The organism is Dyella subtropica, from assembly GCF_026283965.1.
Taxonomy (GTDB): Bacteria; Pseudomonadota; Gammaproteobacteria; order Xanthomonadales; family Rhodanobacteraceae; genus Dyella_D; species Dyella_D subtropica.
Map to the genome: position 1 here is coordinate 166372 of NZ_JAPDPD010000002.1, position 24802 is coordinate 191173.

A 24802-nucleotide genomic window follows, 5' to 3' on the forward strand; every position below is an offset into this window, starting at 1 on the left:
TCAGCCCATGCGCAAATTGAGTTCAGTCTTTGCCTCCGTCCTGTTGTCCGTGTCGGCATTGTTTGCCGGTTCGGCCGCAGCCCAGTCGCTCAACGTCGATATCGTCGGCGGCCTCAAGACCGCTACCCCGATTGCCGTGGTGCCGTTCGCCCAGGCGGGTGGGGCGCCATTGGCTACTGATGCGGCCGATGTCATTCGCAACGATTTCAACCGCTCGGGCAAATTCCGCTCGCTGGCCAAGAGCGAGATCGTCGAGACTCCGTCCAAGGGCTCGGACATCAAGTTCGCCACCTGGCGACTGTTGAAGCAGGACTTCATCACCGTCGGCCGCATCAGCGACGCTGGCGGCGGCATGCTGCGCGTCGAGTACGAGTTGTGGGACGTCAACAAGCAACAGAGCCTGCTGGCCCAGGCGTTCACTGCCCCTGCCGGCGACCTGCGCGGCGTGGCGCATCAGATCGCCGATCAGATCTATGAAAAGATCACTGGCGTGCGCGGCGCGTTCTGGACCCGCATCGCCTACATCACCGCCGTCGGCCTGGGTAACAACACCACCTACTCGCTGATCGTCGCTGATTCGGACGGCTATAACCCGCAGGTAGTGGCCCGTTCCCGCGAGTCTCTGCTGTCGCCGCACTGGTCGCCGGACGGCAAGAAGATCGCCTACGTCTCCTTCGAGAGCGGCAACTCGGCTATCTATGTGCAGGACATCACCACCGGCTCGCGCCAGCTGGTGTCGGCCCGACCCCGCGGTATCAACAGCGCCCCGGCCTGGTCGCCGGATGGCAGCAAGCTGGCCATCTCCCTGTCCTACACGGGCAACCCGGAGATCTATGTGATGGATGTGGCCAGCCGCCAGGAAACCCGCCTGACCAAGACTCTGTCCATCAACACCGAGCCGGTTTGGGCGCCGGACGGCCAGAGCATCTACTTCACCTCGGACCGCTCCGGCCGTCCGCAGATCTACCAGATCTCCCCCTCGGGCGGCGCTGCTAACCGCATCAGCTTCCAGGGGCAGAACAATTTGAGCGCCAACCTCAGCTACGACGACAAGCAGATCGCCATGGTGCAGGGCAACGGGAACGTGTATCGTATCGCGGTCATGGACCGCAGTCTGGGTGGGCAGGTGCGTTTCCTCTCGCCGGGCCCGATCGACGAGTCCCCGAGCTTTGCACCCAATGCAAGCATGCTGTTGTACGCCGCTATCGAGGGACGTCGCGGCGTTCTGTATGCCGTTTCGGCCGATGGTCAGGTTCGCCAGCGCCTCGTACTTTCCGATGGCGACGTGCGCGAGCCGGCCTGGGGTCCGTACCGGCAGCATTGAGTTTTGTGGCCGTGGCGCGCGCGTCGCGGCCGTACGATTAGGGTCGGCGGGTGGGCCTTGGCCTGCTGCCGGTCCGGTCACCGACCGGGCTATGTGGCCCTGGCTGGTGAAGCTGGCGGGGTGCTTAGCGCCTTGCCGGCGCCAAGGTGTCAAAATAACAGCCGGTCCACCGGCGATCACTGTCCTGTAACCGCAATCGTTATTGACTGTCGGAACTCAAACCCGTTTGAAGGAACGTCCACCATGAATAAGACCGTTCGCGTCGCCCTGGTCGCCCTGCTCTGCGTTGGCGCGGCCGCTTGCCAGAAGAAGGCAGAAGTCAAGCCGCAGGCTCCGGTCGAGCAGACCCCTGTGACCGAGGCTCCGGCCACCAACGCTGGCAAGTACACCCCGGAAGACCTGGACCGTGACGCATGCCTGCGTCAGCGCGTCGTGTACTTCGACTTCGACAAGACCGAGATCAAGCCGGAGTTCCAGCAGATCATGGCTTGCCACGCCAAGTACCTGCAGGACCGTCCGACCTCCCAGATCCGTCTGGAAGGCAACGCTGACGAGCGCGGCACCCGCGAGTACAACCTGGGTCTCGGCGAGCGTCGTGGCAATGCTGTCTCCAGCGCGCTGACCGCTGCCGGTGGTTCGGCTGGCCAGCTCAACGTGATCAGCTACGGCAAAGAGAAGCCGGTGTGCCGTGAGCACAACGAAGACTGCTGGAGCAAGAACCGTCGCGTCGAGATCGTCTACACGGCGAAGTAAGCATGACGAAGCGACTGGCTAACAGCTTTTCAGCCAGGCTTGGCATGGCGGGCGCAATCGCGTCCGCCATGCTTTTTGCCGTTCCGGCACTGGCACAGGATTCCCGCCTCAGTCTGGCCGACCGCGTCGCGCGGCTCGAGCAGCAGGCGCAGAACCAGGACCAGGGCGGTGTCGGCATGGTCAACCAGATGCAGCAACTGCAGGCGCAGGTGCAGCAGCTGCAAGGCCAGATCGAGGAACTGCAGCATCAGGTGCAGGAACTCCAGGACAAGAACAAGGCGCAGTACGTGGATCTCGATTCGCGGCTGGGTCGCCTTGAGAGTGGTGGCGCTGCAGGCGCCGCCGCAGGCAGCAACACGGCCGCCAATGCCAACTCGCCAGCGAATGCCAACGCGGCCGCGACCGCTAACCCGGCGTCTGCACCGACGACGGCTCCTGCCGCGGATGCCAAGGGCAAGGGCGGCAAGCCCAACCCGGCGGCAAGCGCTGCTCCCGCTGCGGATGCGGCAGGTGCGCAGGCCGCTTACGACGCGGCGTTCAAGTCACTGCGTGGTGGCGACTATGTGCAGGCCTCGCGCGGCTTCCGCACGTTTATCCAGCAATATCCGGACAGCCCGCTGACGCCGAACGCGTATTACTGGCTGGGCGAGTCCTACTACGTGACCACGAACTACCCGGTCGCGCTGGAAGCCTTCCAGCGTCTGCTCAGTCAGTTTCCGCAGAGCGACAAGGCGCCCGATGCCTTGCTCAAGCTCGGCTACAGCCAGCTGGAACTCAAGCAGGTTGACGCGGGCAAAGCCACATTGAAGTCGGTCACCACCAAATATCCGGGTTCCAAGGCCGCCGGCCTTGCCCAGGAACGCCTACGCCGCCTGCAATTGCAGCCGGCCAACTGAGGTGTGAGAGTCTGTTCCATGCTTCACCATAGCTCGCGTTGCTCGCGTGCGCCCGCCAGGGAGTGGTGCGTGGCGCAGCGCCTGACTGGCTGTCGGGTCAAGCCGCGCGGCGCTTCCTGGCGGGCGCACGCGAGCAACCCTCCGGGCCGGGTCTGTTTGCCCGCATGCCGTCGTCATCACTCGGTTGTGTATCGACATACACGCCCTCGTTCTTCCTTGGCCTGCGCGCAAACAGCTTCCGGCGCGAGCTATGGTGAAGCATGGAACAGACTCTTGTGAGCAGTGCAAGCGTGGCGTCCACCACGTCGACTCCGGTCGTGGCCGAGCGCCTGCGCATCACCGAGATTTTCCATTCGATCCAGGGCGAGGCGGATGCCATCGGCTGGCGCACGGTGTTCGTGCGACTAACCGGTTGCCCTCTGCGCTGTGTCTGGTGCGATACCGAATATTCGTTCTACGGCGGCAACTGGCAGGCGATCGACGACATCCTCGCCGAAGTCGCTTCGCATGGCGCAAAGCATGTTTGCGTAACCGGTGGCGAGCCGCTGGCGCAGAAGCGCTGCCAGATCTTGTTGCAACGCTTGTGCGATGCTGGCTACGAGGTATCGCTGGAAACGTCTGGCGCGCTCGATGTCTCCGCGGTCGATCCGCGTGTTCGTAAAGTGATGGACTTGAAGGCGCCGGATTCCGGCGAAAGCAAGCGCAACCTCTGGTCCAATCTGGATCTCCTGCTGCCGCATGATCAGGTAAAGATCGTCATCGCCAGCCGTGCCGATTACGAATGGGCGCGCGCCGTGGTTGCTGAACATGCCATCGATAAGCGCTGCATGGTGCTGTTCTCGCCGGTGCACGGCGCGGTGCAGCCGCGCGAACTGGCGGAATGGATCATCGAAGACAAATTGCCAGTGCGATTCCAACTGCAGCTGCACAAGCTGCTATGGAACGATGCGCAGGGACATTAAGAGCTAGGAGTGAGTGGAGAGGAGTGAGAAACGAGTTCGGCCATCCGGCGGATCGCCTCTCGTTTCTCACTCCTCTCCACTCGTTCCTGTCTACGCGCGTCGGCCTGTGTTGCCGGTGGCGCTTTCCGGCCGGTGACCGGCCTGACTTCAGTGTGGATGCAACCCATGTCCCAAGCTTCTCCCCGCAAGGCCGTCATACTCGTTTCGGGTGGTATGGATTCGGCCGTCACCATCGCCATCGCTCGCGAACAGGGCTATCAGGTGCACGCGCTGAGCGTCGCCTACGGTCAGCGCCACAGCTCCGAGCTCGAAGCTTCCGCGCGTGTCTCGCGCCTGCTCGGCGCGGTAGAGCACAAGACGGTGAACGTCGACCTGCGCGCCATCGGCGGTTCGGCGCTGACCGCCGACATCGACGTACCCGAGCAAGGCGGTGAAGGCATCCCCGTGACCTACGTGCCCGCGCGCAACACCATCATGCTGTCGATCGCGCTGGGTTGGGCCGAAGTGCTCGGCTCCAGCGACATCTGGTGCGGCGTCAACGCGGTGGATTATTCCGGTTACCCCGATTGCCGCCCGGCCTTCATCGAAGCTTTCGAACAGCTCGCCAATGTGGCGACCAAGGCTGGCGTAGAGGGCGCGGGCATCCGCATCCACGCCCCGCTGATGCGTATGAGCAAAGCCGACATTGCACGCGAAGGCCAACGCCTGGGCATCGATTTCGCTGAGACCGTGAGCTGCTACCAGGCTGACGCACAGGGCCGCGCGTGCGGGCATTGCGATGCCTGTCGTCTGCGTGCTCAGGGGTTCCGCGATGCGGGGCTGCCCGATCCGACGCGCTACGTTTGAATCGCTTTGGCTTGTGCCGCAGGCGCGTAGACCCTAAAATTGCGGGCTTGGCTTGATGCCGGGCCGTTAGCTCAGTCGGTAGAGCAGTAGACTTTTAATCTATTGGTCCCGAGTTCGAATCTCGGACGGCCCACCAATCCATACAAGGACTTGCGGTGACGCAAGTCCTTTTTTTTGTGCGCAACCGTAGGCCAATTCCGCGGGCCACGCCGCCTATGAGGGCTGGCTCTTACGCCAGAAGAAAGTCCCCTTTACGGGACAAGCATGGGGATGGGTAAACGTCGACAGCGCGAGCGCCAGCTGGGATGGGGCGCTACTCAGATGACGGTTTGTTCCATGGCTGTGCCATCAGGGCATGGATGTCTTTGCTGCTGATGGCGCTGCTGGCATAGCCAAAAGTGCCTTGGTCTCGCAACTCACGTCCCGCGCGGAGCAGGGCGCCATAAGCGGCGCGGGCCAGCGAGCCGCCCACGCTGACGCGCTTGACACCCAGGTCGGCCAAGGCGGCCAGATCGAGCTGCGCGCCGTGAAATCCCATGATGACGTTGACGGGCCGATCTACCGCGCGCACCACGGTGCCGATGTCGGCAGCGCTGCTTAGCCCTGGTGCAAACAGCACGTCGGCACCCGCCTCCTGGTATGCCTGGAGGCGGGTGATGGTGTCGGTCAAGTCATGGCGGCCATGCAGATGATTCTCGGCGCGTGCGGTGAGCGTGAATTTGAACGGCAGGCTTTTTGCCGCTTCGACGGCCGCTCGAATGCGGTCCGTCGCCTCGGCCAGGGAGTAGATCGGCGCCTCGGGTCGGCCGGTGGCGTCCTCGATGGAGCCACCGACCAAGCCACACGAAGCGGCGGTGCGGATGGTTCGTTGCACGTCTTCAGCGCCGTCGCCAAATCCGTTTTGCAGGTCGCCGCTTAGCGGCAAGTCGGTCGCCGCGGCCAACATCGTCAGGTGTTCGATCATGGCCTCGAAGCTTGGCGAATAGTCCGGCAAACCTTGGCCAAAAGCGAAGCCGGCGCCGGTGCTCGCTAGCGCCGGAAAACCCAGACTCGCCAGCAAGCGGGCCGAGCCGGTATCCCAGGGATTGGGCAGGATGAAGCAAGGGCCTTCGTGAAGGGCGTGGAACAGGTCGGCTTTTTCGCGTTGCGTTTTCATGGTCGAAGACGATGTGGCAATGGGGACGCTGGGCAGTATGGCCAACGGCTCGTCAGGGTTTCAGCCCAGCAATGTAATGTGAAGGGGTCGAGCCGAAGCCGGCCTTCACCTGTCGCGAAATGTCGTCGGCAAGAACCTCTTCCTCGTCATTGAGCAATGCCTGGATGACTCGCGCAGCAATGTCGGCGGGGCTGCTCTTGGGTGCGGTGACGTGCGCGGCCATGTCGGTATCGATAAACCCCGCATGGACCGCGACGACTTTTGTCCCGTGCTCACGCAGTTCATTGCGAAGCCCGTTCGTAAGCGCCCAGGCGGCGGCCTTGGAGATCGAATAGGTTGCCGTGCTCGGAAGGCTGGCCCAGCTCAGCACCGAGAGCATGTTCACGAGTGCGCCGCCGCCATGGCCGCGCAGCACGGGCGCGAACGCCTGGCTGACGTTGAGCATGCCGAAGAGGTTAGTTTCCAGCTGCTTGCGAATGGCGTCGGCGCCTTGATCGGAAAGCAACATTGCACCGAGGGCAATGCCCGCGTTGTTGATCACGATGCTTACATCCTGCGCGATTTTCGCTGCTGCAAAGACATCGTCAGCGCGGGTGACGTCGAGCTTGATCGGGGTGGCACCGGCGAGCGTAACCGTGGATGGATCGCGGGCTGCCGCGTAGACCTTCGTTGCACCGGCTTCGAGCAGGGCCTTGGCAAAGGCTTGGCCGAGGCCGCGGTTGGCGCCCGTAACGAGGGCTGTCGTGCCTTGAATCTTCATGGCTTTGGGTCTCTTGAAGGTGGGTGCATGTGCCAGTCGCTGGCGGCATGGTGGATGATGGTTATGTTTTTACATGATGTAGGTAATACCATATGATGCGCATCATGTTGCGTCAACGATGCATGCATGAGCCAGACAACGCAGGAGTCCGTTATGCGCTATGACGCCGAACAGAAGAGCAAGACCCGCGAGCGTGTCCTCAAGCAAGCGGCGAGGGCCATTCGTGTCGAAGGTCCGCATTGCGTGAGCGTTGCGGCCGTCATGAGCAGCGCAGGACTGACCCATGGTGGTTTCTATGCGCACTTCGATTCGAAGGACGCCCTGATCGCCGCTGCCATCGAGCAAATGTTCGCCGAGAGCTGGGAGCACTGGCTGGCAGAGACGAAGCGCGTGCCGCCCGCCGAGGGTCTGGCCAGTTTCATTGATCTCTACCTTTCCACACGCCATCGGGACGCTGCCGGGCGCGGTTGCCCAATGGCCGCACTGGCGGCGGATATACCTCGGCTGACATCGGCGTCACGCCGAGCGTTCGCCGCTGGCGTCGGACGGCTGACAGCGTCGATGAAGGCGTTGTTGGAGCAACTCGGGATCGAGGACGCCGAGTCGATGGCCGCTTCGGTGCTGTCCGAGATGCTCAGGGCTTTGTCGCTGGCGCGTGCCGAGCCCCATCGCGCCAGCGCCGATGCTTTGCTCGGCGCATCGCGCCAGGCGCTGAAGCGCCGGCTAGGCCTGCCGCTCCAACACTAAGTTCCAGCGCGTGACGGGCGCCGTCACTTGCTTCGCGCGCCATGCAGGCAAGCGAAGCCAGCCGCCCGGGCTCGTGCTGATTTGCGTTCGCTGTTTCCCATCCCTACGTAGCTTCAAGGAGTCACCATGCAAGCTCTCGATCCCATCGTCATCGTATCCGCCGCACGCACGCCACTCGGACGCTTCCAGGGCGCGTTGGCGAGCCAGGCTGGGCATGCGCTGGGTGCCGCGGCCATCCGGGCCGCCATCGAGCGCGCCGGCATCGACCCTGCACGCGTCAGCGAAGTGTTCATGGGGTGCGTGCTGCCAGCGGGGCAAGGCCAGGCGCCTGCCCGCCGCGCGGCGCGTGGCGCCGGTCTCTCCGATGCCATCGGCGCAACCACCGTCAACAAGGTCTGCGGTTCCGGCATGAAGTCGGTGATGCTGGGCCATGACCTGCTACGCGCGGGCTCGGCCGAGGTGATCGTTGCTGGCGGCATGGAATCGATGTCCGGCGCGCCCTACCTGTTGGCCAAGGCACGTGATGGTTATCGCGCAGGCCACGACCGCATTTTCGACCACATGATGCTCGACGGCCTGGAAGACGCCTACGAGGCGGGACGTCCCATGGGCGACTTCGGCGAAATGGCGGTGCAGGCTTACGGCTTCAGTCGCGAAGACCAGGATGCCTGGGCCGCGGAAACGCTGACCCGCGCGCGCGCGGCCATTGCCTCGGGTGCGTTCGCCGAGGAGATCGTGCCGGTCGAGGTGCACGGCAAAAGTGGCGCGACGCTGGTTGAACACGATGAGCATCCGCTCAAGGTGTCGCCCGAAAAGATCCCCTTGCTCAAGCCGGCCTTTCGCGCCGACGGCACCATCACGGCCGCCAGCTCCTCCGCGAACGCGGACGGTGCCGCCGCGCTGGTGCTCACGCGGCGATCGGTGGCCGAGCGCGAAGGCTGGCCCGTCCTTGCCACGATCAAAGGCCATGCCACCCACTCGCAGGAACCCGCGTGGTACACCACGGCGCCGATACCCGCGATCCGCAAGCTGCTCGACCGCGTTGCGTGGAATGTCGAGAGCGTGGACCTGTTCGAGATCAACGAGGCTTTCGCCGTGGTGCCCATGGCGGCGGCAAAGGATCTGGGCATACCGCGCGACAAGATCAACGTGCACGGCGGTGCGTGTGCGCTGGGCCATCCCATCGGTGCCACCGGCGCACGCCTGATCGTCACCTTGTTGCATGCGATGCGCCGCAACGGTGTGCAGCGGGGCGTCGCGGCGCTGTGTATCGGTGGCGGCGAAGCCACCGCTGTTGCGATCGAGCGCGAGGGCTGAAAGCGCAGGCGCATGCTCGTCGAGCAGGTGGTGGGCAACGATCCGGTATCTTCCGAATAGCGGCGGCATTGATTTACGGGGCAAACGCTTCATGCTTGCCGGCGCGGCCTGGTGGGAGAGCGCCCAGCGACCGGATCGATTCGTTCAACCGCGAGTACAAAGCATGCCAGCGTCCCTTGTATCGCTATCGTCCCTGATGGATCCCCTTCGCGGATTTGTCGCCGTTGTGCGGCGGATGAGCATCACGCGCGCCGCCGCCGACCTTTGCTTGACGCAGTCCGCTGTCAGCCGGCAGATCCACACGCTGGAGTCGCGGCTGGGCGTCAAGTTGCTGGTGCGCGGACATCGCTCGATCGCATTGACCACCGATGGCGAACGACTGTTTCGGAGTGCGGACCAAGCCTTGCAGCAGTTGCAGGATGCGATCGGTGACATCGGCGGCAACACGGAACAACGCCCGGTCACTCTGACGGCGAGCATTGGTGTGACCGGGCTGTGGCTGCTGCCCCGGCTGGGGCGCTTCCAGCAATTGAACGCCGGTATCGATCTTCGCGTTGCCGCCAACAATCGGCTGGTCGATCTGCCGAGCGAAGATATCGATCTGGCGATTCGCTATTGCTCGAAAGCGGCGGCGCCGGCCGGGGCTACTCATCTCTTTGATGAAAGCATCGCGCCGGTAGCTCACCCGCTGCTCGGCCTGCATTCGCCTCTCGACCACGAGCAACTTGCAAAGCACGTTCTGCTCGAATTCGACGATCCGCATCGGCCCTGGCTGCAATGGAGCGAATGGTTGAAGGCCATGGGCTGGAGCCATGTGAAACCCAAGAGTGTGCTTCGCTTCAATCAATACGACCAAGTGGTGCAATCGGCCATGGCCGGGCAGGGCATAGCCCTGGGCCGGCTCGCCTTGCTCGGGCCGATGCTGGCCGAACATCGCCTGACGCAGCTGTCTTCTGCCCACACGCCTCGCGGGACGGACCACGGCTACTGGCTCCTCCAGGCGGACGAGTCGCCGCGCGCAAACGTGAAGGTAGTGATCGACTGGCTGATCGCCGAAGCCAACGCCTGACGTGATTCGTGTCGTGGAGTCTGGCCCGGTCGATGCACCTCATCCATGCGCCACGCTCATGCGTGGCATGCGCAAATCCCGTTTGAACCGGTGAGCTTTCGGGCGCCCAATGCGTCGCGTGGCGTTGCTCCGACGCCGACATCCGGTGGTATTCATGACCAACGAAAGCCAGCACCAACCGCCGCGGCACCGCGACGGTATTTCCGAGGTGAGCGACGTCTTCCTCGCGTCGTTCGACCGCGGCTATGCCCCTGCGGCACCCATAGCGCCCTTCGTCACGGCCAACCTCGGCTACCTGCTGCCGATGGACGAGCGGCCCTACCAATACGCGTACCCGCCGCCGGCCGGCACGCCTTGGGAAAATGGTGCCTACGACGTGCGTGATATCCGCATTGCCGATGCGCGGTATCGCTCGGAGCGAAGCTCCGTTCACCACGAAGGCTTCGAGCTGTGGGATGCCCCATCCGCACTGCGCGATTTCTCCGACAAGGAAGCCATCATCGGGCTCTACTACCCGGAGGTCGCCGAACTGGCCTGCGCGGCGACCGGGGCCACGCGCGCCTATGTCTTCGATCACCTAGTGCGCAAGCGCGAAGCCGACCGTGGCGCGCTTACCTTTGGGCGATCCGGCAAGGGTAGCCCTGCGGCAGCCAATGGCCGTATTCATAACGACTACACGGAAGAGTCCGGTCGCAGGCGGCTGGGGCTGGTGCTTGGCGAATGTGCCGCGCAAACGCCGGTCGAGCGCTACAGCATCGTCAACGTGTGGCGCTCCATCAAGGGGCCGGTGCTGGATACGCCGCTCGCGGTTTGCGACGCACGAACGATCGCGGCGACCGAGCTGGTTCATGCCGACGTGCACTATCCCAAGCGCAAGGGAGAGATTTACCTGGCACTTCACGCGTCCCGCCATCGCTGGTCGTACTACTCGGCGATGGATCGCCACGAGGCCCTGGTATTCAAACAATACGACTCGCAAATCAGCGGTGTCGCGCGATACACGCCCCACGCGGCGTTCGATCTCCCCGACGTGCCGGCGGATACGCCGCTGCGCGAAAGCATCGAGGCTCGTTGCCTCGTCATCTACGATTGAGCTGCGCACCGCGGCTGCTTCAACCTCTAGAGAGACCACCCATGATTGAGTTCTGGTTCGAGTTCGGCAGTAACTACAGCTATCTGAGCGTGATGCGCATCGAGGAGCTTGCTGCCAGCCGCGGCGTAGCGATCGCATGGCGGCCATTCCTGCTCGCCCCCATTTTCAAGTCGTTCGGGTGGGAAACGTCGCCGTTCGTGCTGCAAAAGGAAAAAGGGGAATACGTTTGGCGCGATATGGCACGCCGATGCGAAAAGTACGGGCTGCCCTGGCAGCGACCGACGACGTTTCCGCGGCGCGCACTTCTCCCGATACGCGTGGCGATGGTCGGTGCCGATCAGCCGTGGATCGGCGCCTATTGCAAACAGATCATGCTTATGAATTTTGCCCAGGACCGCGACATCGACAGCGTCGAGGCAGTGAGCGAAGCGCTCGATAAGCTCGGCCTGCCGGTGGCGGATATCATGGCTGCCGCGCAGTCGGAGGAGAACAAGCTCAACCTGCGCCGGCAAACGGAAGAGGCGCAAGCGCGAGGCATCTTCGGTGCACCGATGTTCTTTGTCGGGAGCGAAATGTTCTGGGGCGACGACCGCTTCGAAGATGCGCTTGCGTTTGCAACGCGGTGATGGAGAACACATCCGTTCGATATCGCTGATTTACAAGTACAGAGAGAGGCTCGTCATGGACCGGGAGAACGGTTTGGATTCAACCATCAACGAATTCATGCAGCCGGTTGGTACGCCGCTTCCTCACTGGCATGGCGCCAAGGAGCCGGCCCGCATCGCGCTGCATGGCGCGTATGTGCGCCTGGAACCCGTCGATGTGGACCGTCATGCCCGCGAGCTATACGAAGCCTACCGCGAGGCTCCGGATGCGAGCGCGTGGACATATCTCTTTGTGGGCCCCTTCGACACATTCGACGCCTACCGGGACTACTTGCAAGCAGCGGCGGCGTCAGACGATCCCATGCATTTTTCCGTCATCGACCTGGCAAGTGGCAGGGCCGTTGGCACGCTGGCTCTAATGCGGATCGATAGCAAGAACGGGGTTATCGAAGTAGGTCATGTGATCTATTCACCCCGACTGCAACGGACACGTCTTGCCACCGAAGCTATTTATCTGCTCGCCAGGTATGTGTTCGATGAGCTTGGCTATCGGCGTTTTGAATGGAAGTGCGATGCGCTCAACGCGCCTTCGCGGACGGCCGCGCTGCGCAACGGCTTCCGTTTTGAAGGCATTTTCCGCCAGGCCGTGATCTACAAAGGGCGGAGCCGCGATACCGCGTGGTACTCCATGATCGACATCGAGTGGCCGGCGCTTCGACGTTGTTACGAGCGATGGCTGGAGCCGCAGAACTTCGACGCGGATGGGGTGCAGACAGAGCGACTGTCCGAGCTGATTCAAGCCAGTCGTTGCGCCAGCTAGCCAGCGACACCAACGCACCCCGGAAAGCGGAACGGAGTTAGTTCATGGCGGTCTTGCGGTGACGCCAGTTCATTGCATGCTTCCATGCTTGCTCCCGCGAGCATTCGAGCCTTACCTCAGGCGGCTTCCCGTTGGTGCCTCAGCCTCGCGCCGCAACCACCGCATGACCGTCTTGGCCGACTCCCGCACGGCAACATGCTCCGGCGTCACCAGCCAGTAAGCCGTATCGAGTTCCACCGAAAGATCCCCGAACGGCTGTATCAACGCCCCGCTAGCCAGGTCGTCCTGCACCAGCCTGTCACGTGCGAGCGCCACGCCCATGCCCTGTGCCGCGGCGCGCAGTATCAGGTCGGTGGAGGCGAATCGCGGCCCGCTGCGTACATCCAGATCCGCAGGGCCATGCGTTTGCCGCCAAAGCTGCCAACTGGCGGAGGCGTCGCGATCGTGCAGCAGGCGGAGCCGTCGCAGTTGGTCGGGGTGCTTCGGCTTGCCCGAAGCCTCCCAGAAGGAGGGGCTCATCACGGGATACAGCGCGTCGCGCATCAATGGCTGCGCGACCACGCCAGCCCAGGGACCGGCGCCGGTGCGTATCGCGAAATCGCAGGGCATCGCGCGCGGATCGTCCAGGCGCTGGTCGATCACCAGCGACACTTCGAAGCGTGGATAGGCGCGTTCCAGCGCCGGCAGCCGCGGCAGCAGCCAGCGAGCCGCAAACGACGGCGTCGTCGAAATCGTCACCGCGTACGGCGAGCGCTGTTCACGCACGGCGTCCGCAGCGTGGTCGATCGCGCGTAGCGCCTCCAGTGTCGCGGCGGCCAGCTTCGCGCCTTGCGCCGTTACGGCCAGGTCGCGCTGACCTTCGCCGCGCTCGGTCACCGGTATGCCAAGCCAGCGTTCGAGCTCGGCCAGGTGGCGGCTGATCGCCGAGTGGGAAACCTCCAGCTCACGCGCGGCGGCGCGGACACCGCCGTGGTGGACAGTCAGGGCAAAGGCGCGCAAGGCATTCAAGGGCAGGGTGTTCATGGTGACTAAATTAGACCAAGTAACGACGAATCATCACCGCAATGGCCGGCCAGAATGTGTCTGATGGCCGGAGGCCTTCCGGCCATCGGTCACAAAACCTGATCCATAAACTCACGAGTGTCCCTATGCAAGCGCTACCTGCCGTCGCCATGTTGATCTTCGTCTCGGCGATCACGCCGGGTCCGAACAATCTGGTCGTGCTGCGCGCTGCGCTCGGCGGCGGCCTGCGCGCAGCGTGGCCGGCCATGGTGGGCATTTTGCTCGGCGGCGTGGCGATGATCGCGCTGGCGCAGTGGGGGCTGGCTTCCTTGCTGGAGGGACGTCCGTACCTGCGCACGGCTGTCGTCATGGGCGGCAGCGGCTATCTGGCATGGCTGGGGCTTGCCTTGGTGTGGCGTCGCGGCGGAGCGGACCGCGAGGTCGATGCAAATCAGCCGAACGGTGCAGCTGGCGTGTTCGTGTTCCAGTTCGCCAATCCCAAGTCGTGGACCCTGGTGCTCACGGCGGTCAGTGCCTTGCATGGCGACACTTACGGCATCCCCGCCACCATCCTGTTGATGCCTATCTTCGTGCTGATCTCGGCCGCTTGCCTCGCGGCGTGGGCCGCGCTGGGCCGCGTCGCCAAGCGCTGGCTGTCCGACGCCGTCGCCAGGCTGCGTTTCGACCGTGCCATGGGCGCACTGCTGCTTGTTTCCTCGGCCGCCTTGCTGGCCTCTCACTGATTCACCGGAGCAACGACCATGGCCGATTCGATCCCTTCTCGCACCCATTGCCCGCACCGCATCCTGGCCATCGCCGGCAGCCTGCGTCGCGATTCCATCAACCGCTTGTTGCTGCACGCCGCCGCGGCGTTGGCGCCGCAGGATGTGCAGGTCGAGGTCTACGACGGGCTGGGCACGATTCCGATGTTCGACGAGGACAACGAGGAGGCCGTGGCCATCGCCGGGCCGGTGCACACGCTGGCCAGGAAAGTGGCGGCGGCCGATGCCTTGCTCATCGCCACGCCGGAGTACAACCACTCGATGCCCGGCGTACTCAAGAACGCGATCGACTGGCTTTCGCGCGGCAGCGTCGGCGACGTGCTGGTCGGCAAGCCGGTGGCGGTGATCGGCGCCAGCACGGGGCGCTGGGGTACGCGCCTGGCTCAAGCGGCGCTGCGGCAGGTGCTGTTCGCTACCGAGTCGGTAGTGCTCAATGGTCCGGCCGTCTATCTGGCCAACGGAGGGGCTGCGTTCGATGCACAAGGCCGCCTGATCAACTCCGCCGCTCGCGCGTCGCTGGAACAGGTGCTGGGGATGCTGCGCCAGGTCCCGATGGCGCGACTTGCGGGATCGCAGCCCGAGCCGGTTCCGCTGGCCGATGCTTGATGGCGGTTGCTATAGCTGGATGTTCTGACGGCGTAACCGACGCGGCATCAAGAGGCGGCCTGACCCATTCGGGCCCGGCCGCCCACAACGTGACGTCCACAAATTCAAACCATGCGGTGACAGTTGGAATCTGTCACTGCCAGCTGATGCAACGCCCGCCTGGTTTGATCCAAGCGGGCTCTCTACGCCTGACGTGGTGCGATGTGTCTACTTAGTGCGCCCCGGCCACCAGCACGGTGAAGCCGGTCACCGGCGCACCCTTGGCGGCGGGGTTGGCGGCGACCAGGTAGATGCGGTGCTGTTGGGCATCGAGCGCCATGGTGCGGGCGCCCTTCTGCGTCGGTACGTTGGCGGCCACGGTGTAATGGTCGGCATCGGTCTGCTGTATCACGGTCAAGGTGCCGTCACTGTTGGAGCTGAAAGCCAGCTTCGCCTGCGGATCGAACTCCGCCGCATCCGGTCCCTTGCCGATCGGCAGCTTGGCCACTTGATGGCCGTCGCGTGCGTCGGTCACCACCATCAGCTGGTTGTCGCACACCGAGAACAGGCGCTGGTTAGCGGCGTCGTAGGCGAGGCCACTGGGTGAGTCGCAGGGCGCGAGTTTCCAGGTGTCAGCGACCTTGCCGGCCTTCAGGTCGACGTGCACCAGCTGGCTGGTGTCCTCGAGGTTCACGAAGAGATTCCCCTTGCCGTCGACGACGGCGAACTCCGGCTTACCGGAGAGCGCGATGGTGGCCACCTCCTTACCGGCGGCGGGATCGATCACACTGATGTTGTTGCTGCGGCCGTTCATGGTCAGCACGTGGCCGCTGTTTCCGTCGAACACGATGGCGTCGGGATTCTTGCCGCTCACCGGAATCTGGCCAACGACCTTCAGGGCGTCGAGATCGATCACGCTGACGTTGTCGCCCTTGCCGTTGCTGACGTAACCGCGATGTTGCGCGGCCGCCAAGGCCACGCCGTGCGCATGCTGCATGCCGGGAATCTCGCCGACCAGCTTGCCGGAGTTCGCATCCACCACCATCACGCGGTCGTTCCGGGCGATGAACAGGCGGTGCGAGGCGGAATCAAGGCTGAGGTAATCCCAGCCGCCTTCGCCGCCCAGCTCGTGGCGTTGCTGGATCGCGTAGCTCGGCGTGGCCGCGTGGGCCGGGATGGCGGCAGCGATGCCGATGGTCAACAAGGTGGCCGACAGGGCGGCCGATAGAACGGAAGATGTCGTCATCACAAGCTCCGGAACCAGGTGGTTGAATGAGCGCCCCCTTTGGCTAGATCAGAGGTGCGCGCCGGCACGGAGCATGGCCCCGGATCATTAGCGGTTGCTGTGGGTCGATGGCGGTGAAGGGCCTGAAGCCGCTCAGCTGGCTCGCCGCCAGACGGGTGCCTGCTTGTGTCCGCGCGGCGCATGGTTGCGTTCCGCCACCGGTGACTCGGGCAGGTCGAACCAGAAGGTGCTGCCGCGCCCCGGCTCGGAGCGCAGGCCGATGCGCGTGCCGAGCAGGCGCGCGAGCCGGTCGCCGATGGCCAGGCCAAGCCCGTAGCCGTCGCGGTGCAGTGCTTCGGCGGCCGGCAGCTGCACGAACTCCTCGAAAATGTGTTGCTGCTGATCGATCGCGATGCCGGGGCCGTTGTCGCGTACTTCGATGCGGATGGCATGGCCGCGCCGTCGTGCCGCGATCAGCACCCGTCCCAGCGGCGCATTGGCGATGGCGTTGCTGGCCAGCTGCAGCAGCAGGCTGGCAGCCAACTCCGCGTCGCCGTGCAGATGATGGTGACCGCCGCCCCACACCACGATCACACCGCGCCTGGAGGCTTCGTCGCTGAGCCACTTCCGATCGTGCAGAAACAATTCGGCGGCGCTGAAATCCACCGGTTTGACCGCGACCACGCCAGCGTCCAGTTGGGACATGACCAGCAGCGCATCAAGCAGCCGGGTCATCTCGGCGATGCTGTTGCGCATTTGCGCCAGCGACGCCTGCTGGTCGGGATCGGTGCCGGGATGAAGGTTGGCGGTGAACAGCTGCAATGCTTGCAGCGGCTGGCGGAAATGGTGATTCACCAGGGCGATGAAACGCGCCTTGGCGCGAGTGGCCACATGGCTTTGGCGCATCGTGTCAAACGTGTCGTATCCACCGGCTGCCATGGCTGGCGTCGAGTGGTCGAGTGCATCTTGCAAGGGTTGCGCGGCCTCGCGGCGCAGCATCCACGGCGCCATCCAGGCGAGCAGCACGATGCCTACCGCGCACAAGCTCCCGAGCAACCAAGTCACGATCTGCGCTCGATGCAGTGGCCGCAGATCCGCCTGCGCGATCAGCGAAAGGCGACCACCATCGATCGAAGGAAGGTCGCGCCGATAGTTGCCGGCACGTTGGCCGGGCGCCGCCACACCGCTGCTCCAGTGGCGGCCATCGGGACGTTGCAGTTCCACGTGCCGCAGCCCACCGTCGCGCAGCGCGCTATCGAGCAGGGGTTGCGGCGCGTCCACCCCGCCGGTGGCCAGGGCGCCAGCCAGCTGTTCGACGCGCAAAGCGACCTGGGCGTCCAGGCGTTCGCTCTGATTGTTCGCCACTTGGATGGTCAAGGCCAGAACGAGCGCCAGCGCGGCTAGGGTCACCGGCAGTACGGCGTCGAGGGACAGGTGGCGGAGGAGTTTGGCCTGTGGGTCCATGCGCTAGCCTCCGGCGATCGGGCATAGGCGTGTCTCCCCGGCAGGCACGATGGTGAGGGTCCGCTGGTGTGAGCTGACGGCACGAGTCTTCGGCATGTCGCTGCCATGGGTCGTTGTGGGTAAAGCGCGCAGGCGCCGTCTGCCGTCCTTGGCACGTTGTGGATTCACTTTAGGAGAGTCCGTACAGCCGTTCGATACGCTCTTCGAACTAGCTATCTCGGTTGTAGAGCGAACGGTCTATGTGTCTGTTCGAGCCACCACGCATGACGCCGTCATGATTTGTCGCTACCTTGCGCGGGCAGCAGCCCGGTGCGGGCTGCGCCACATCGCCGACCAGGCCCCAAGGGAGATCGCCATGTCCGTTCGTTTCCGCCCGTTGCTTGCCCTGTCCTTGCTGGGGCTTGCCGGTTCCGTGCTCGCTGTCGACCTTCCCTCGAACCTGCCGAAGCGAAAGCCCGGCCTGTGGGAGATGCAGATGGGTGCCGCGGGTGGGCAGCCGCAGATGATGAAGTTGTGCATCGACGAAGCGACCGATCAGGCCATGTACCAGATGGGCGCGCAGATGAGCGGTTCGATGTGCAGCAAATTCGAGCTCAGCGTGAAAGGCAATACGGTGATCGCGGACGGCGTGTGCTCGGTGCCGGGGCCGCAGGGCAACATCACCATGACCAGTCACAGCGAGACCCGCTTTGATGGCGATACCTCCTACCATACGGACGGCCATATCCAATACAGCCCGGCGCTGATGGGGCGCTCCGAAGCCACGGTAAGCAGCGGCGGCCGCTGGGTCGGTTCCTGTACGGCGGGACAGAAGCCTGGCGACATGACCCTGCCGAACGGCCAGGTGATGAACATCAAGGACATGGGCGGGCATTGAGCCCGTCCGTTCTCAAAGACCGCCGATGCGGCGCGACGCCACGACGGCTTCGACCCGGTTGCGCACGTTGAGCGCGCGAAAGATGGCGGCGAGGTGGATTTTCACCGTGCCTTCACTGATGCCCAAGTCGCGTGCGATCAATTTGTTGGGCTTGCCTTGCGAGAGCAGTCTCAGCACGTCGATCTGCCGCTCAGTGAGCAGTTTGCGCAGCCGTTCCTCCAGTGAGCGCGAGGCTTCTGCAAGCGTGCTGCCGATGCTGGATGGCGCCAGTGTGGCGACATGGTTTTCCTCCAGCATCATCGGCGGCACGTAGTTGCCGCCGGAAAGCACCAGACGCACAGCGGAGAGCATCACTTCGGGCGAGTAGGCTTTGGGAATGAAGCCGTGCGCGCCCATCGCAAGCAGTTCTTTCATCAGCGCCGGGTCTTCCGAGCCGGACAACACGATCACCCGAAGCCCGGGCAGGGTCTCGATGATGTCGGCGAGATGTGCCGCGCGCTGTCCGCCGGGCATGGCGAGGTCGATCAAGGCGAGGTCGAAGCGGCTGGCGCCGTCGCTGTGGATGATCTGGCGGAGCTGCTCCACGTCCATGGCCTCCACAAACTCAGTGTCCGGCCCGAGTTCGGCCAGCTTGAGCTTGACTCCCTCAACGATCAGTCGATGGTCGTCCGCGATCAGTATCCGCATGTCGCTCCCCAGGGCGTCCGCATAGATCCCCTGCTGCGGTATTACGCTCGGAAACATAGTCTTAGGCAGCGCCGACGGCAACAGGCCCGGGGCTCGCCATACGGCCTAGGCTCTAGGTGATAGGGGTAAGGGAGTGTGAAAAGCGCTGAGAGCCTTTGAACAGGCGCTCAGGCGGCGTGCTGTGCGGCCGTCCAAACCGACACCATCGCCTCCCGTAGCTGCTCCGGTGACACTGGTTTGTGCAGCACCGTAATTTTTGCAGCCATGATCTCGCGCAGGCTGTCGCTACGGGTCTCGCCGGTGATCAGCAGGCGGGGGAAGGGCGGGACGCCGTCGCGCAGAAAGTGCCGATCCAATGCGGCGAGCACATCCAGACCGCTTTCGTTGTCGCGCAGCCGAAGGTCGGAGATCACGATGTCCGGCGCTCGCGACCAGGACTCTACCGCCTCCAGCGCTTGAGTACGGTCCGCGGCCACCGCCACGTCGCAACCCCAGCTGCGCAGCAGGTAACGGATACCGGAAAGGATGGCCGGTTCGTCGTCGATCACCAGCACCCGCATGCCGGACACGTCCAGGGCGGCCTCGTCGATGGCCCTGTGCGGCAAGTGCTGCGCCGGTACCTCCGGCAAGTGGAAGCTGAATACGCTGCCGCGTCCCGGTGTGGATTTCAATTGCACGCGCGTATCCAGCAGCTCCGCCAGGCGCTGCACCGTCGCCAGGCCCAGGCCCAGGCCGCGGCGTGGGCCGGAGCTGTGCTCGCCGGTGCCGTTGCGGTCAACCCGGTAGAACTCGTCGAATACGCGCGCCTGGTGCTCGGGCTCGATGCCGCTGCCGGTGTCCCATACGTCTACCCGCACGGTGTTGTCCAGGCGACGGCGCGCCACCACCAGCACGCCGCCCTGGAGGGTATAGCGCAGCGCGTTGCTGACCAGGTTGTTGAGGATGCGCGCCAGCATGGTGCGGTCGCTGCGCACCCACAGATGCGTGGCGCGCATGATCAGCCGCAGGCCATGCTGCTCGGCGATCATGCGGAAGTTCCGGCTGACCTCCTCGAATACCTGGTCGAGCGAGAACTCGCTGATATCGATCTGCATGGCGCCGGTCTCCAGTCGCGACAGGTCGAGCAGTTCGCTGAAGAGATGATCCAGCGCCGCCACGCATTCCTGGATGTGGGCGATGCGTTCGAGTCGTACCGGATCGCGCTCGTCCACCGCCAGCGAGGAGGAGAACAGGGTGAGCGCGTAGAGCGGCTGGCGAAGGTCGTGCGAGGCCGCGGCGAGGAAGCGGGCTTTGGCTACGCTGGCCGCCTCCAGTGCCGCGTTCTTGCGCGCCAGCTCCACGGTGGCATGTTCGATCTCCTGTTCCATGCCTCGCTGCACGTCATAAAGCGTTGCGGCGGCGGCATTGAAGCCGCGTTGCAGCTCGCCGATTTCCCTCTGATCCGTCACCTCCACTTCCACTCGGCGGTCGCCGCGGCCGAGCCGTTGCATGGCGCTGGCGAGGTGGCGCAGCGGGGCGCTGATCCAGTGCGCGGCCCGCCAGCCGATCACGCCCGTGATAAACAACGCGAGTGCGAGCGCGATCAGCGCATTGCGCAGACTGGCGCGCTCTGTGGCGATGGCCTCCCGCATGCTGACGTCGACCACCACCGAGCCCAGCGTGGGCTGCAACGGTTGATCGCTACCCTTTACATCGCGTACCACCGTCAGTACGTCGTTCGGGCGCCCGCTGCCATTACCTTTGCTCTCGGCGAGGATCTCGCCGTCGCTGGCGCGAATCTGCACATGCGTTACGTGCGGCAGCTGGCCGATCGATTCGGCGATGCGCTTGAGGTCGCGCCGCTGCATATTGCGAATGGGGTCGGCCGAGATGGACGCCGCCTGGATGGCGATGGTGTCGGCGGTAATCTGCGCCAGGCTGCGCAGGTTGATCAGTTGGTACCGGGTGAGCATCACCACCAGTAGCACGGCGGTGACCAGGGTGGGCACGAGGGCGATGAAGGCAAGTCGCTGCATCAGCGACGTATGCCCCCACAAACGTACCGCCCAGGAGTTTGCCCCCGTACTCATCGGCCGAGTCCCCGTGCGGCGCGTCTCGCGCCTGCAGCGCGAGCCTAGCGCGAAAACGGATGGGTGGCAGCTAGGCCATAAGGTGATGGGGTTGTGATGGCGTGTTCGCGTTCTTGCTGTTTTGTTTTGGTCGTTAGTGCTGCGCGCAAGAACGCGCTGCGCTTTCTGCTCCCTCTCCCCTCAGGGGAGAGGGTTGAGGTGAGAGGCGGGTGCTCGCGATAACCTCACACTGTCGTCACCCCGGCGTAGGCCGGGGTCCAGTGTCTTTGCGCTTCGATTGTCGCGTCTGCGTGTTCGGGCTCGCCTGCCGCGGGCTTTCGAACCGCTGCCGCGGTCCGAGTCACTTTTCTCTGTTTGGCCAGAGAAAAGTAACCAAAAGAGAAGCCACCCCGGTTACGCGCCCTCCGGCTTCGCCTGCGGGTTCGTGAGGACTGGCCGGGCTTTTCGACACGACGTCCCTGTCGTGTCGAAAAGGCATCGACGTCCTGTCGATGCCCCCTTCGGGGCCTGATCGTCCAGCCCTCACCGCTGCACAGGGGACCCTTCACGGGCTCGCTTACGCATCGCCGCTGCATTGCTCCCTCTCCCCTCCGGGGAGAGGGTTGGGGTGAGGGGTGGGTGCTCGGTACGACGCTGCTATGCAGCGCCCTTATCTCGCTGCGTTGCCACCCGACCTGCGACGGCGGGTGATTCGCTCGATCACGATGGGGAGTAGTGCCAGCAGGCCGATGGCGCCCAGCGGCAGCAGGATTTCGCGCTGCATCAGCAGGGAGGCTTCGAAGTGGCCGCTGGTGCGGGCCAGGGCGTTGCTGAGGCCGGCGCCGATGGAGGTTTCGAAGAGCAGGGCTACGGTGCCGCCGAGCCAGCTGGCGCCAAGGAACAGCCATAGCGGGCAGCGTAGCCAGGCCAGGCAGATGGTGATGAGGCCGAACGGCGCCACCGGCACGAAGCGCAGGAACAGGGTGTAGCTGACGGGGTGGCGCTCGAAGCCGTGGTGCAGGCGTTTGACGAAGGCGGGCGGGTGTTTGCTGCCTGCGCCGAAGGCGTAGCGGCTGGCAAGGAACAGGATCAACGTACCCAGGGTCAGGCCGATCGAGGCATAGGCCGTGCCCTCGACGACGCCAAAGGCGAAGCCGCCGGCCAGGATAATCACCACGGTGCCGGGGATGCCGGTGGACATCGCCAGGGTGAGCAGGCCGATGTACGCGGCGCGGCTGAGCCAGGGGTAATCGGTGATTTGCGTGTGCAGCTGAGATTGATGCCGCACCAGCTGCTCGGGATGCAGCTGGTCGAGTGCGCCCGAGGCGAACAGTGCGATGCCGGCGAGTACCAGCAGCACCAGTGGCAGCACGGCGCGCAGGCGGCTCAATAGCTTTGTCCGCGTGCGCCATAGGTGGCCAGTACGCCGCGTGCCTGCTCACGCAGGATGTCCCTGCGCACAGCGATGCCGCGGCGTTCCAGCTCACCAATCCAGTCGGCCGGCAGTGGGCCTTCGTCGAACTCGGTGAGTTCCTCCACATCCTCGGCACGGGCGCCGATCAGCAGTTCGTCCACGCCGGCCCACACGGTGGCGCCGTAGCACTGGCAGCACGGCTGCGCGCTGGTGGCGAGCGTGTAACGGCCGCCGTCGGCGTTGATGCGGTAGCTGGCCAGGCGCTGCTGCGCGCTCATGTAAGCCATCATTTCCGCGTGGGCCACCGAGCACGTTTGCGGAACCACCCGATTCACGCCGACCGAAACGAGGCGCCCTTCGGCATTGAATACCGCCGCGCCGAACGGGCCGCCATGGCCGTGTTCGATGTTGTGACTGGATAGCGTGATGGCGAGGCCCACACGCTCTTCGTCAGTGACATAGCGCTTGCTGGTGTCGACGATCTCACCCAGCCACGGCGGCAGGGTGAGATGGATCTGCAGCGGCAGCAACATATGGTCAGCCTCCTTGCTTGGCCCAGGTGTCGCGCAGCGTGACGGTGCGGTTGAACACGGGTTTGTCGGCGTGATGCTCGAGGCGGTCTGCCACAAAATAGCCCAGGCGTTCGAACTGAAAGCGCTGCTCAGGCACCGCGATGGACGCAGCCGGCTCCAGCCAGGCCTGCACCACGCGCTTGGCGTCCGGATTGATGTGCTCGATCCAGCTCTTGCCGTCGCTTTCGTCGTCCGGCGCCGCCACGTTGAACAAGCGATCGTACACGCGCACTTCGGTCGCGACGCCGTGGCGCGCACTGACCCAGTGGATGGTGCCTTTCACCTTGCGGTCGGCGCCCGGCATGCCGTGGCGCGACTCCAGGTCGAGCGTGCAGCGCAGTTCGATCACCGCGCCGGCTGCATCCTTGACCAGTTCCTCGCATTTCACGATGCCGACACCGCGCAGGCGCACTTCGCCTTCCGGCTTGAGGCGATGGAAGCCCTTCGGCGGTACTTCGGCGAAGTCGTCGCGCTCGATCCACAGTTCGCGCGAAAACGGCACTTCGCGCGTGCCGAAGCTCTCGTCCTTCGGATGGTTGGAGAACACCAGCGATTCCTCGTGGTTCTCCGGCAGATTGGTGATGACCAGCTTGAGCGGATCGAGTACGGCCATGCGGCGCGCCGCGCTGGCGTCGAGATCCTCGCGCACGCAGTTCTCGAAGATGGCGTAGTCGATCACGCTGTTCTGCTTGCTCACGCCCAGGCGCTCGATCAGCAAGCGGATGGCGGCTGCCGTAAAGCCGCGGCGGCGCAGGCCGCGCAGCGTGTTCATGCGCGGATCGTCCCAGCCGTCCACCAGGCCTTCGTTCACCAGCTGAGCGAGCTTGCGCTTGCTGGTGATGGAATAGCTGAGGTTGAGGCGCGAGAACTCGATTTGTCGCGGCTTGGCCGGCTCGGTGCGGAAGCCGGCATCGTGCAGGTGCTTCCACAGCTCCGGATGGTTCGGCAGGTCCACCTTGTCGACGAACCAGTCGTACAGCGGGCGGTGATCCTCGAACTCCAGCGTGCACAGCGAATGCGTGATGCCTTCCAGTGCATCCGACAGGCAGTGCGCGTAGTCGTACATCGGATAGATCGGCCATGCGTCGCCGGTGTTCTGGTGGGCGATCTTGCGGATGCGGTAGATCGCCGGGTCGCGCATATTGATGTTGCCGGCGCTCATGTCGATCTTCGCGCGCAGCGTCTTGGCGCCGTCGGCGAACTCGCCCTCGCGCATACGGCGAAACAGGTCGAGGTTCTCTTCCACGCTGCGGTCGCGGTACGGCGAGTGGCGGCCCGGCGAGGTCAGTGTGCCGCGGTATTCGCGCATCTCGTCGGCGTTGAGGTCGTCGACGTAGGCGACGCCGTCCTCGATCAGCTTGACCGCGGCGCGGTAGAACACTTCGAAGTAGTCGGAAGCGTGGCGCAGGTCGTGCCAGTCATAGCCCAGCCAGCGCACGTCATCCTTGATGCCCTCGACGAACTCTGGGTCTTCCTTGCCCGGGTTGGTGTCGTCCAGGCGCAAGTTGCACCAGCCGGTGAATTCGGCAGCGATACCGAAGTTCAGGCAGATCGCTTTGGCATGGCCGATGTGCAGGTAGCCGTTCGGCTCGGGTGGAAAGCGCGTGCGGATGGCGTGGTGTTTGCCGGTGGCCAGGTCGTCGCGAATGATCTGGCGCACGAAGTCACGTTGCCCCTCGGCCGGCGCGACGGTGGTCGTGGATTCGGCAGTGGGATTTTCGGTCGACATCGGACGGGGCTCGCAAACGGTGGCTGAAACAGCCGAGTTTACCCTGTCGCCGCCCGCCGTCGCTGCAAG

At 64.4% G+C, this 24802-nt stretch carries 24 protein-coding genes and 1 tRNA gene; 15 read left to right on the plus strand and 10 right to left on the minus strand.

Annotation, left to right across the window (positions count from 1 at the left end; translation table 11 throughout):
• Window positions 1-7 precede the first annotated feature (7 nt).
• The 6 genes from tolB (at window position 8) to OUZ45_RS03230 (ending at window position 4917) form a co-directional block, all read left to right on the plus strand.
• Window positions 8-1324, plus strand: a complete 1317-nt coding sequence (tolB, locus tag OUZ45_RS03205; RefSeq protein WP_266168473.1) for a Tol-Pal system beta propeller repeat protein TolB — start codon at window positions 8-10, stop codon at window positions 1322-1324.
• Window positions 1325-1567: 243 nt separating this feature from the next.
• Window positions 1568-2077 carry a peptidoglycan-associated lipoprotein Pal gene (gene pal, locus OUZ45_RS03210; protein ID WP_266168474.1) on the plus strand — a complete coding sequence of 170 codons (510 nt, stop codon included), beginning with the start codon at window positions 1568-1570 and terminating at the stop codon, window positions 2075-2077.
• 2 nt (window positions 2078-2079) lie between these two features.
• Window positions 2080-2973: a tol-pal system protein YbgF gene (ybgF, locus tag OUZ45_RS03215; protein WP_266168475.1), complete on the plus strand. Its 894-nt coding sequence runs from the start codon at window positions 2080-2082 to the stop codon at window positions 2971-2973.
• A 260-nt stretch (window positions 2974-3233) separates the two neighbouring features.
• A complete protein-coding gene (gene queE, locus OUZ45_RS03220) occupies window positions 3234-3935 on the plus strand; it encodes a 7-carboxy-7-deazaguanine synthase QueE (RefSeq protein ID WP_425601665.1) in 702 nt (233 codons plus the stop codon).
• Between the two features lie 165 nt (window positions 3936-4100).
• Window positions 4101-4781, plus strand: a complete 681-nt coding sequence (queC, locus tag OUZ45_RS03225; RefSeq protein WP_266168476.1) for a 7-cyano-7-deazaguanine synthase QueC — start codon at window positions 4101-4103, stop codon at window positions 4779-4781.
• 60 nt (window positions 4782-4841) lie between these two features.
• Window positions 4842-4917 (plus strand) — tRNA-Lys (locus OUZ45_RS03230).
• Between the two features lie 177 nt (window positions 4918-5094).
• On the opposite strand, the gene OUZ45_RS03235 is transcribed toward OUZ45_RS03230, so the two are convergent.
• Together OUZ45_RS03235 and OUZ45_RS03240 are read right to left on the minus strand one after the other, a co-directional pair.
• Window positions 5095-5937 (minus strand): isocitrate lyase/PEP mutase family protein, encoded by an 843-nt coding sequence (locus tag OUZ45_RS03235; RefSeq protein ID WP_266168477.1) that lies wholly within the window; start codon window positions 5935-5937, stop codon window positions 5095-5097.
• Between the two features lie 52 nt (window positions 5938-5989).
• Window positions 5990-6697 (minus strand): SDR family oxidoreductase, encoded by a 708-nt coding sequence (locus OUZ45_RS03240; RefSeq protein ID WP_266168478.1) that lies wholly within the window; start codon window positions 6695-6697, stop codon window positions 5990-5992.
• 126 nt (window positions 6698-6823) lie between these two features.
• Between OUZ45_RS03240 and OUZ45_RS03245 the strand changes: the two genes are divergently transcribed.
• The 6 genes from OUZ45_RS03245 (at window position 6824) to OUZ45_RS03270 (ending at window position 12348) form a co-directional block, all read left to right on the plus strand.
• Window positions 6824-7444 (plus strand): TetR/AcrR family transcriptional regulator, encoded by a 621-nt coding sequence (locus OUZ45_RS03245; protein WP_266168479.1) that lies wholly within the window; start codon window positions 6824-6826, stop codon window positions 7442-7444.
• A gap of 126 nt (window positions 7445-7570) precedes the next feature.
• A complete protein-coding gene (locus OUZ45_RS03250; protein WP_266168480.1) occupies window positions 7571-8761 on the plus strand; it encodes an acetyl-CoA C-acyltransferase in 1191 nt (396 codons plus the stop codon).
• Window positions 8762-8957: 196 nt separating this feature from the next.
• Entirely contained in the window at window positions 8958-9830 is an 873-nt protein-coding gene (locus OUZ45_RS03255; protein ID WP_266168567.1) for a LysR substrate-binding domain-containing protein, read from the plus strand.
• A 154-nt stretch (window positions 9831-9984) separates the two neighbouring features.
• Window positions 9985-10923 carry a CmcJ/NvfI family oxidoreductase gene (locus tag OUZ45_RS03260; protein WP_266168481.1) on the plus strand — a complete coding sequence of 313 codons (939 nt, stop codon included), beginning with the start codon at window positions 9985-9987 and terminating at the stop codon, window positions 10921-10923.
• Between the two features lie 41 nt (window positions 10924-10964).
• Entirely contained in the window at window positions 10965-11549 is a 585-nt protein-coding gene (locus OUZ45_RS03265; RefSeq protein WP_266168568.1) for a 2-hydroxychromene-2-carboxylate isomerase, read from the plus strand.
• Window positions 11530-12348 carry a GNAT family N-acetyltransferase gene (locus OUZ45_RS03270; RefSeq protein WP_266168482.1) on the plus strand — a complete coding sequence of 273 codons (819 nt, stop codon included), beginning with the start codon at window positions 11530-11532 and terminating at the stop codon, window positions 12346-12348. The genes OUZ45_RS03265 and OUZ45_RS03270 overlap by 20 nt, the downstream gene beginning before the upstream one ends.
• Window positions 12349-12459: 111 nt before the next feature.
• On the opposite strand, the gene OUZ45_RS03275 is transcribed toward OUZ45_RS03270, so the two are convergent.
• Complete coding sequence (locus tag OUZ45_RS03275; protein ID WP_266168483.1) at window positions 12460-13371, minus strand: LysR substrate-binding domain-containing protein; 912 nt, start codon at window positions 13369-13371, stop codon at window positions 12460-12462.
• A gap of 125 nt (window positions 13372-13496) precedes the next feature.
• Here OUZ45_RS03275 and OUZ45_RS03280 point away from each other — a divergent pair, with 125 nt between their 5' ends.
• Both OUZ45_RS03280 and OUZ45_RS03285 read left to right on the plus strand, forming a co-directional pair.
• Window positions 13497-14093, plus strand: coding sequence for a LysE family translocator (locus OUZ45_RS03280; protein WP_266168484.1), 597 nt, complete (start codon window positions 13497-13499; stop codon window positions 14091-14093).
• Between the two features lie 18 nt (window positions 14094-14111).
• The gene (locus OUZ45_RS03285) at window positions 14112-14738 is read left to right on the plus strand and encodes an NADPH-dependent FMN reductase (protein WP_266168485.1); all 627 of its coding nucleotides are present in this window, start codon (window positions 14112-14114) and stop codon (window positions 14736-14738) included.
• Window positions 14739-14949: 211 nt separating this feature from the next.
• On the opposite strand, the gene OUZ45_RS03290 is transcribed toward OUZ45_RS03285, so the two are convergent.
• Window positions 14950-15963: a YncE family protein gene (locus OUZ45_RS03290; RefSeq protein ID WP_266168486.1), complete on the minus strand. Its 1014-nt coding sequence runs from the start codon at window positions 15961-15963 to the stop codon at window positions 14950-14952.
• 132 nt (window positions 15964-16095) lie between these two features.
• Window positions 16096-17406 carry a sensor histidine kinase gene (locus tag OUZ45_RS03295; RefSeq protein WP_266168487.1) on the minus strand — a complete coding sequence of 437 codons (1311 nt, stop codon included), beginning with the start codon at window positions 17404-17406 and terminating at the stop codon, window positions 16096-16098.
• A 355-nt stretch (window positions 17407-17761) separates the two neighbouring features.
• Between OUZ45_RS03295 and OUZ45_RS03300 the strand changes: the two genes are divergently transcribed.
• Window positions 17762-18283, plus strand: a complete 522-nt coding sequence (locus tag OUZ45_RS03300) for a DUF3617 domain-containing protein (protein ID WP_266168488.1) — start codon at window positions 17762-17764, stop codon at window positions 18281-18283.
• A gap of 12 nt (window positions 18284-18295) precedes the next feature.
• Here the strand turns inward: OUZ45_RS03300 and OUZ45_RS03305 are convergent, their stop codons facing one another.
• The 5 genes from OUZ45_RS03305 to OUZ45_RS03325 form a co-directional block, all read right to left on the minus strand.
• Entirely contained in the window at window positions 18296-18970 is a 675-nt protein-coding gene (locus OUZ45_RS03305) for a LuxR C-terminal-related transcriptional regulator (protein ID WP_266168489.1), read from the minus strand.
• Window positions 18971-19137: 167 nt separating this feature from the next.
• The gene (locus OUZ45_RS03310; protein ID WP_266168490.1) at window positions 19138-21039 is read right to left on the minus strand and encodes an ATP-binding response regulator; all 1902 of its coding nucleotides are present in this window, start codon (window positions 21037-21039) and stop codon (window positions 19138-19140) included.
• Between the two features lie 649 nt (window positions 21040-21688).
• Window positions 21689-22408 (minus strand): TVP38/TMEM64 family protein, encoded by a 720-nt coding sequence (locus tag OUZ45_RS03315; protein ID WP_266168491.1) that lies wholly within the window; start codon window positions 22406-22408, stop codon window positions 21689-21691.
• A complete protein-coding gene (locus tag OUZ45_RS03320; protein ID WP_266168569.1) occupies window positions 22405-22962 on the minus strand; it encodes a nucleoside deaminase in 558 nt (185 codons plus the stop codon). Before OUZ45_RS03320 ends, OUZ45_RS03315 begins: the two co-directional genes overlap by 4 nt.
• 7 nt (window positions 22963-22969) lie before the next feature.
• Window positions 22970-24733, minus strand: a complete 1764-nt coding sequence (locus OUZ45_RS03325; protein ID WP_266168492.1) for a glutamine--tRNA ligase/YqeY domain fusion protein — start codon at window positions 24731-24733, stop codon at window positions 22970-22972.
• Window positions 24734-24802: the final 69 nt, after the last annotated feature.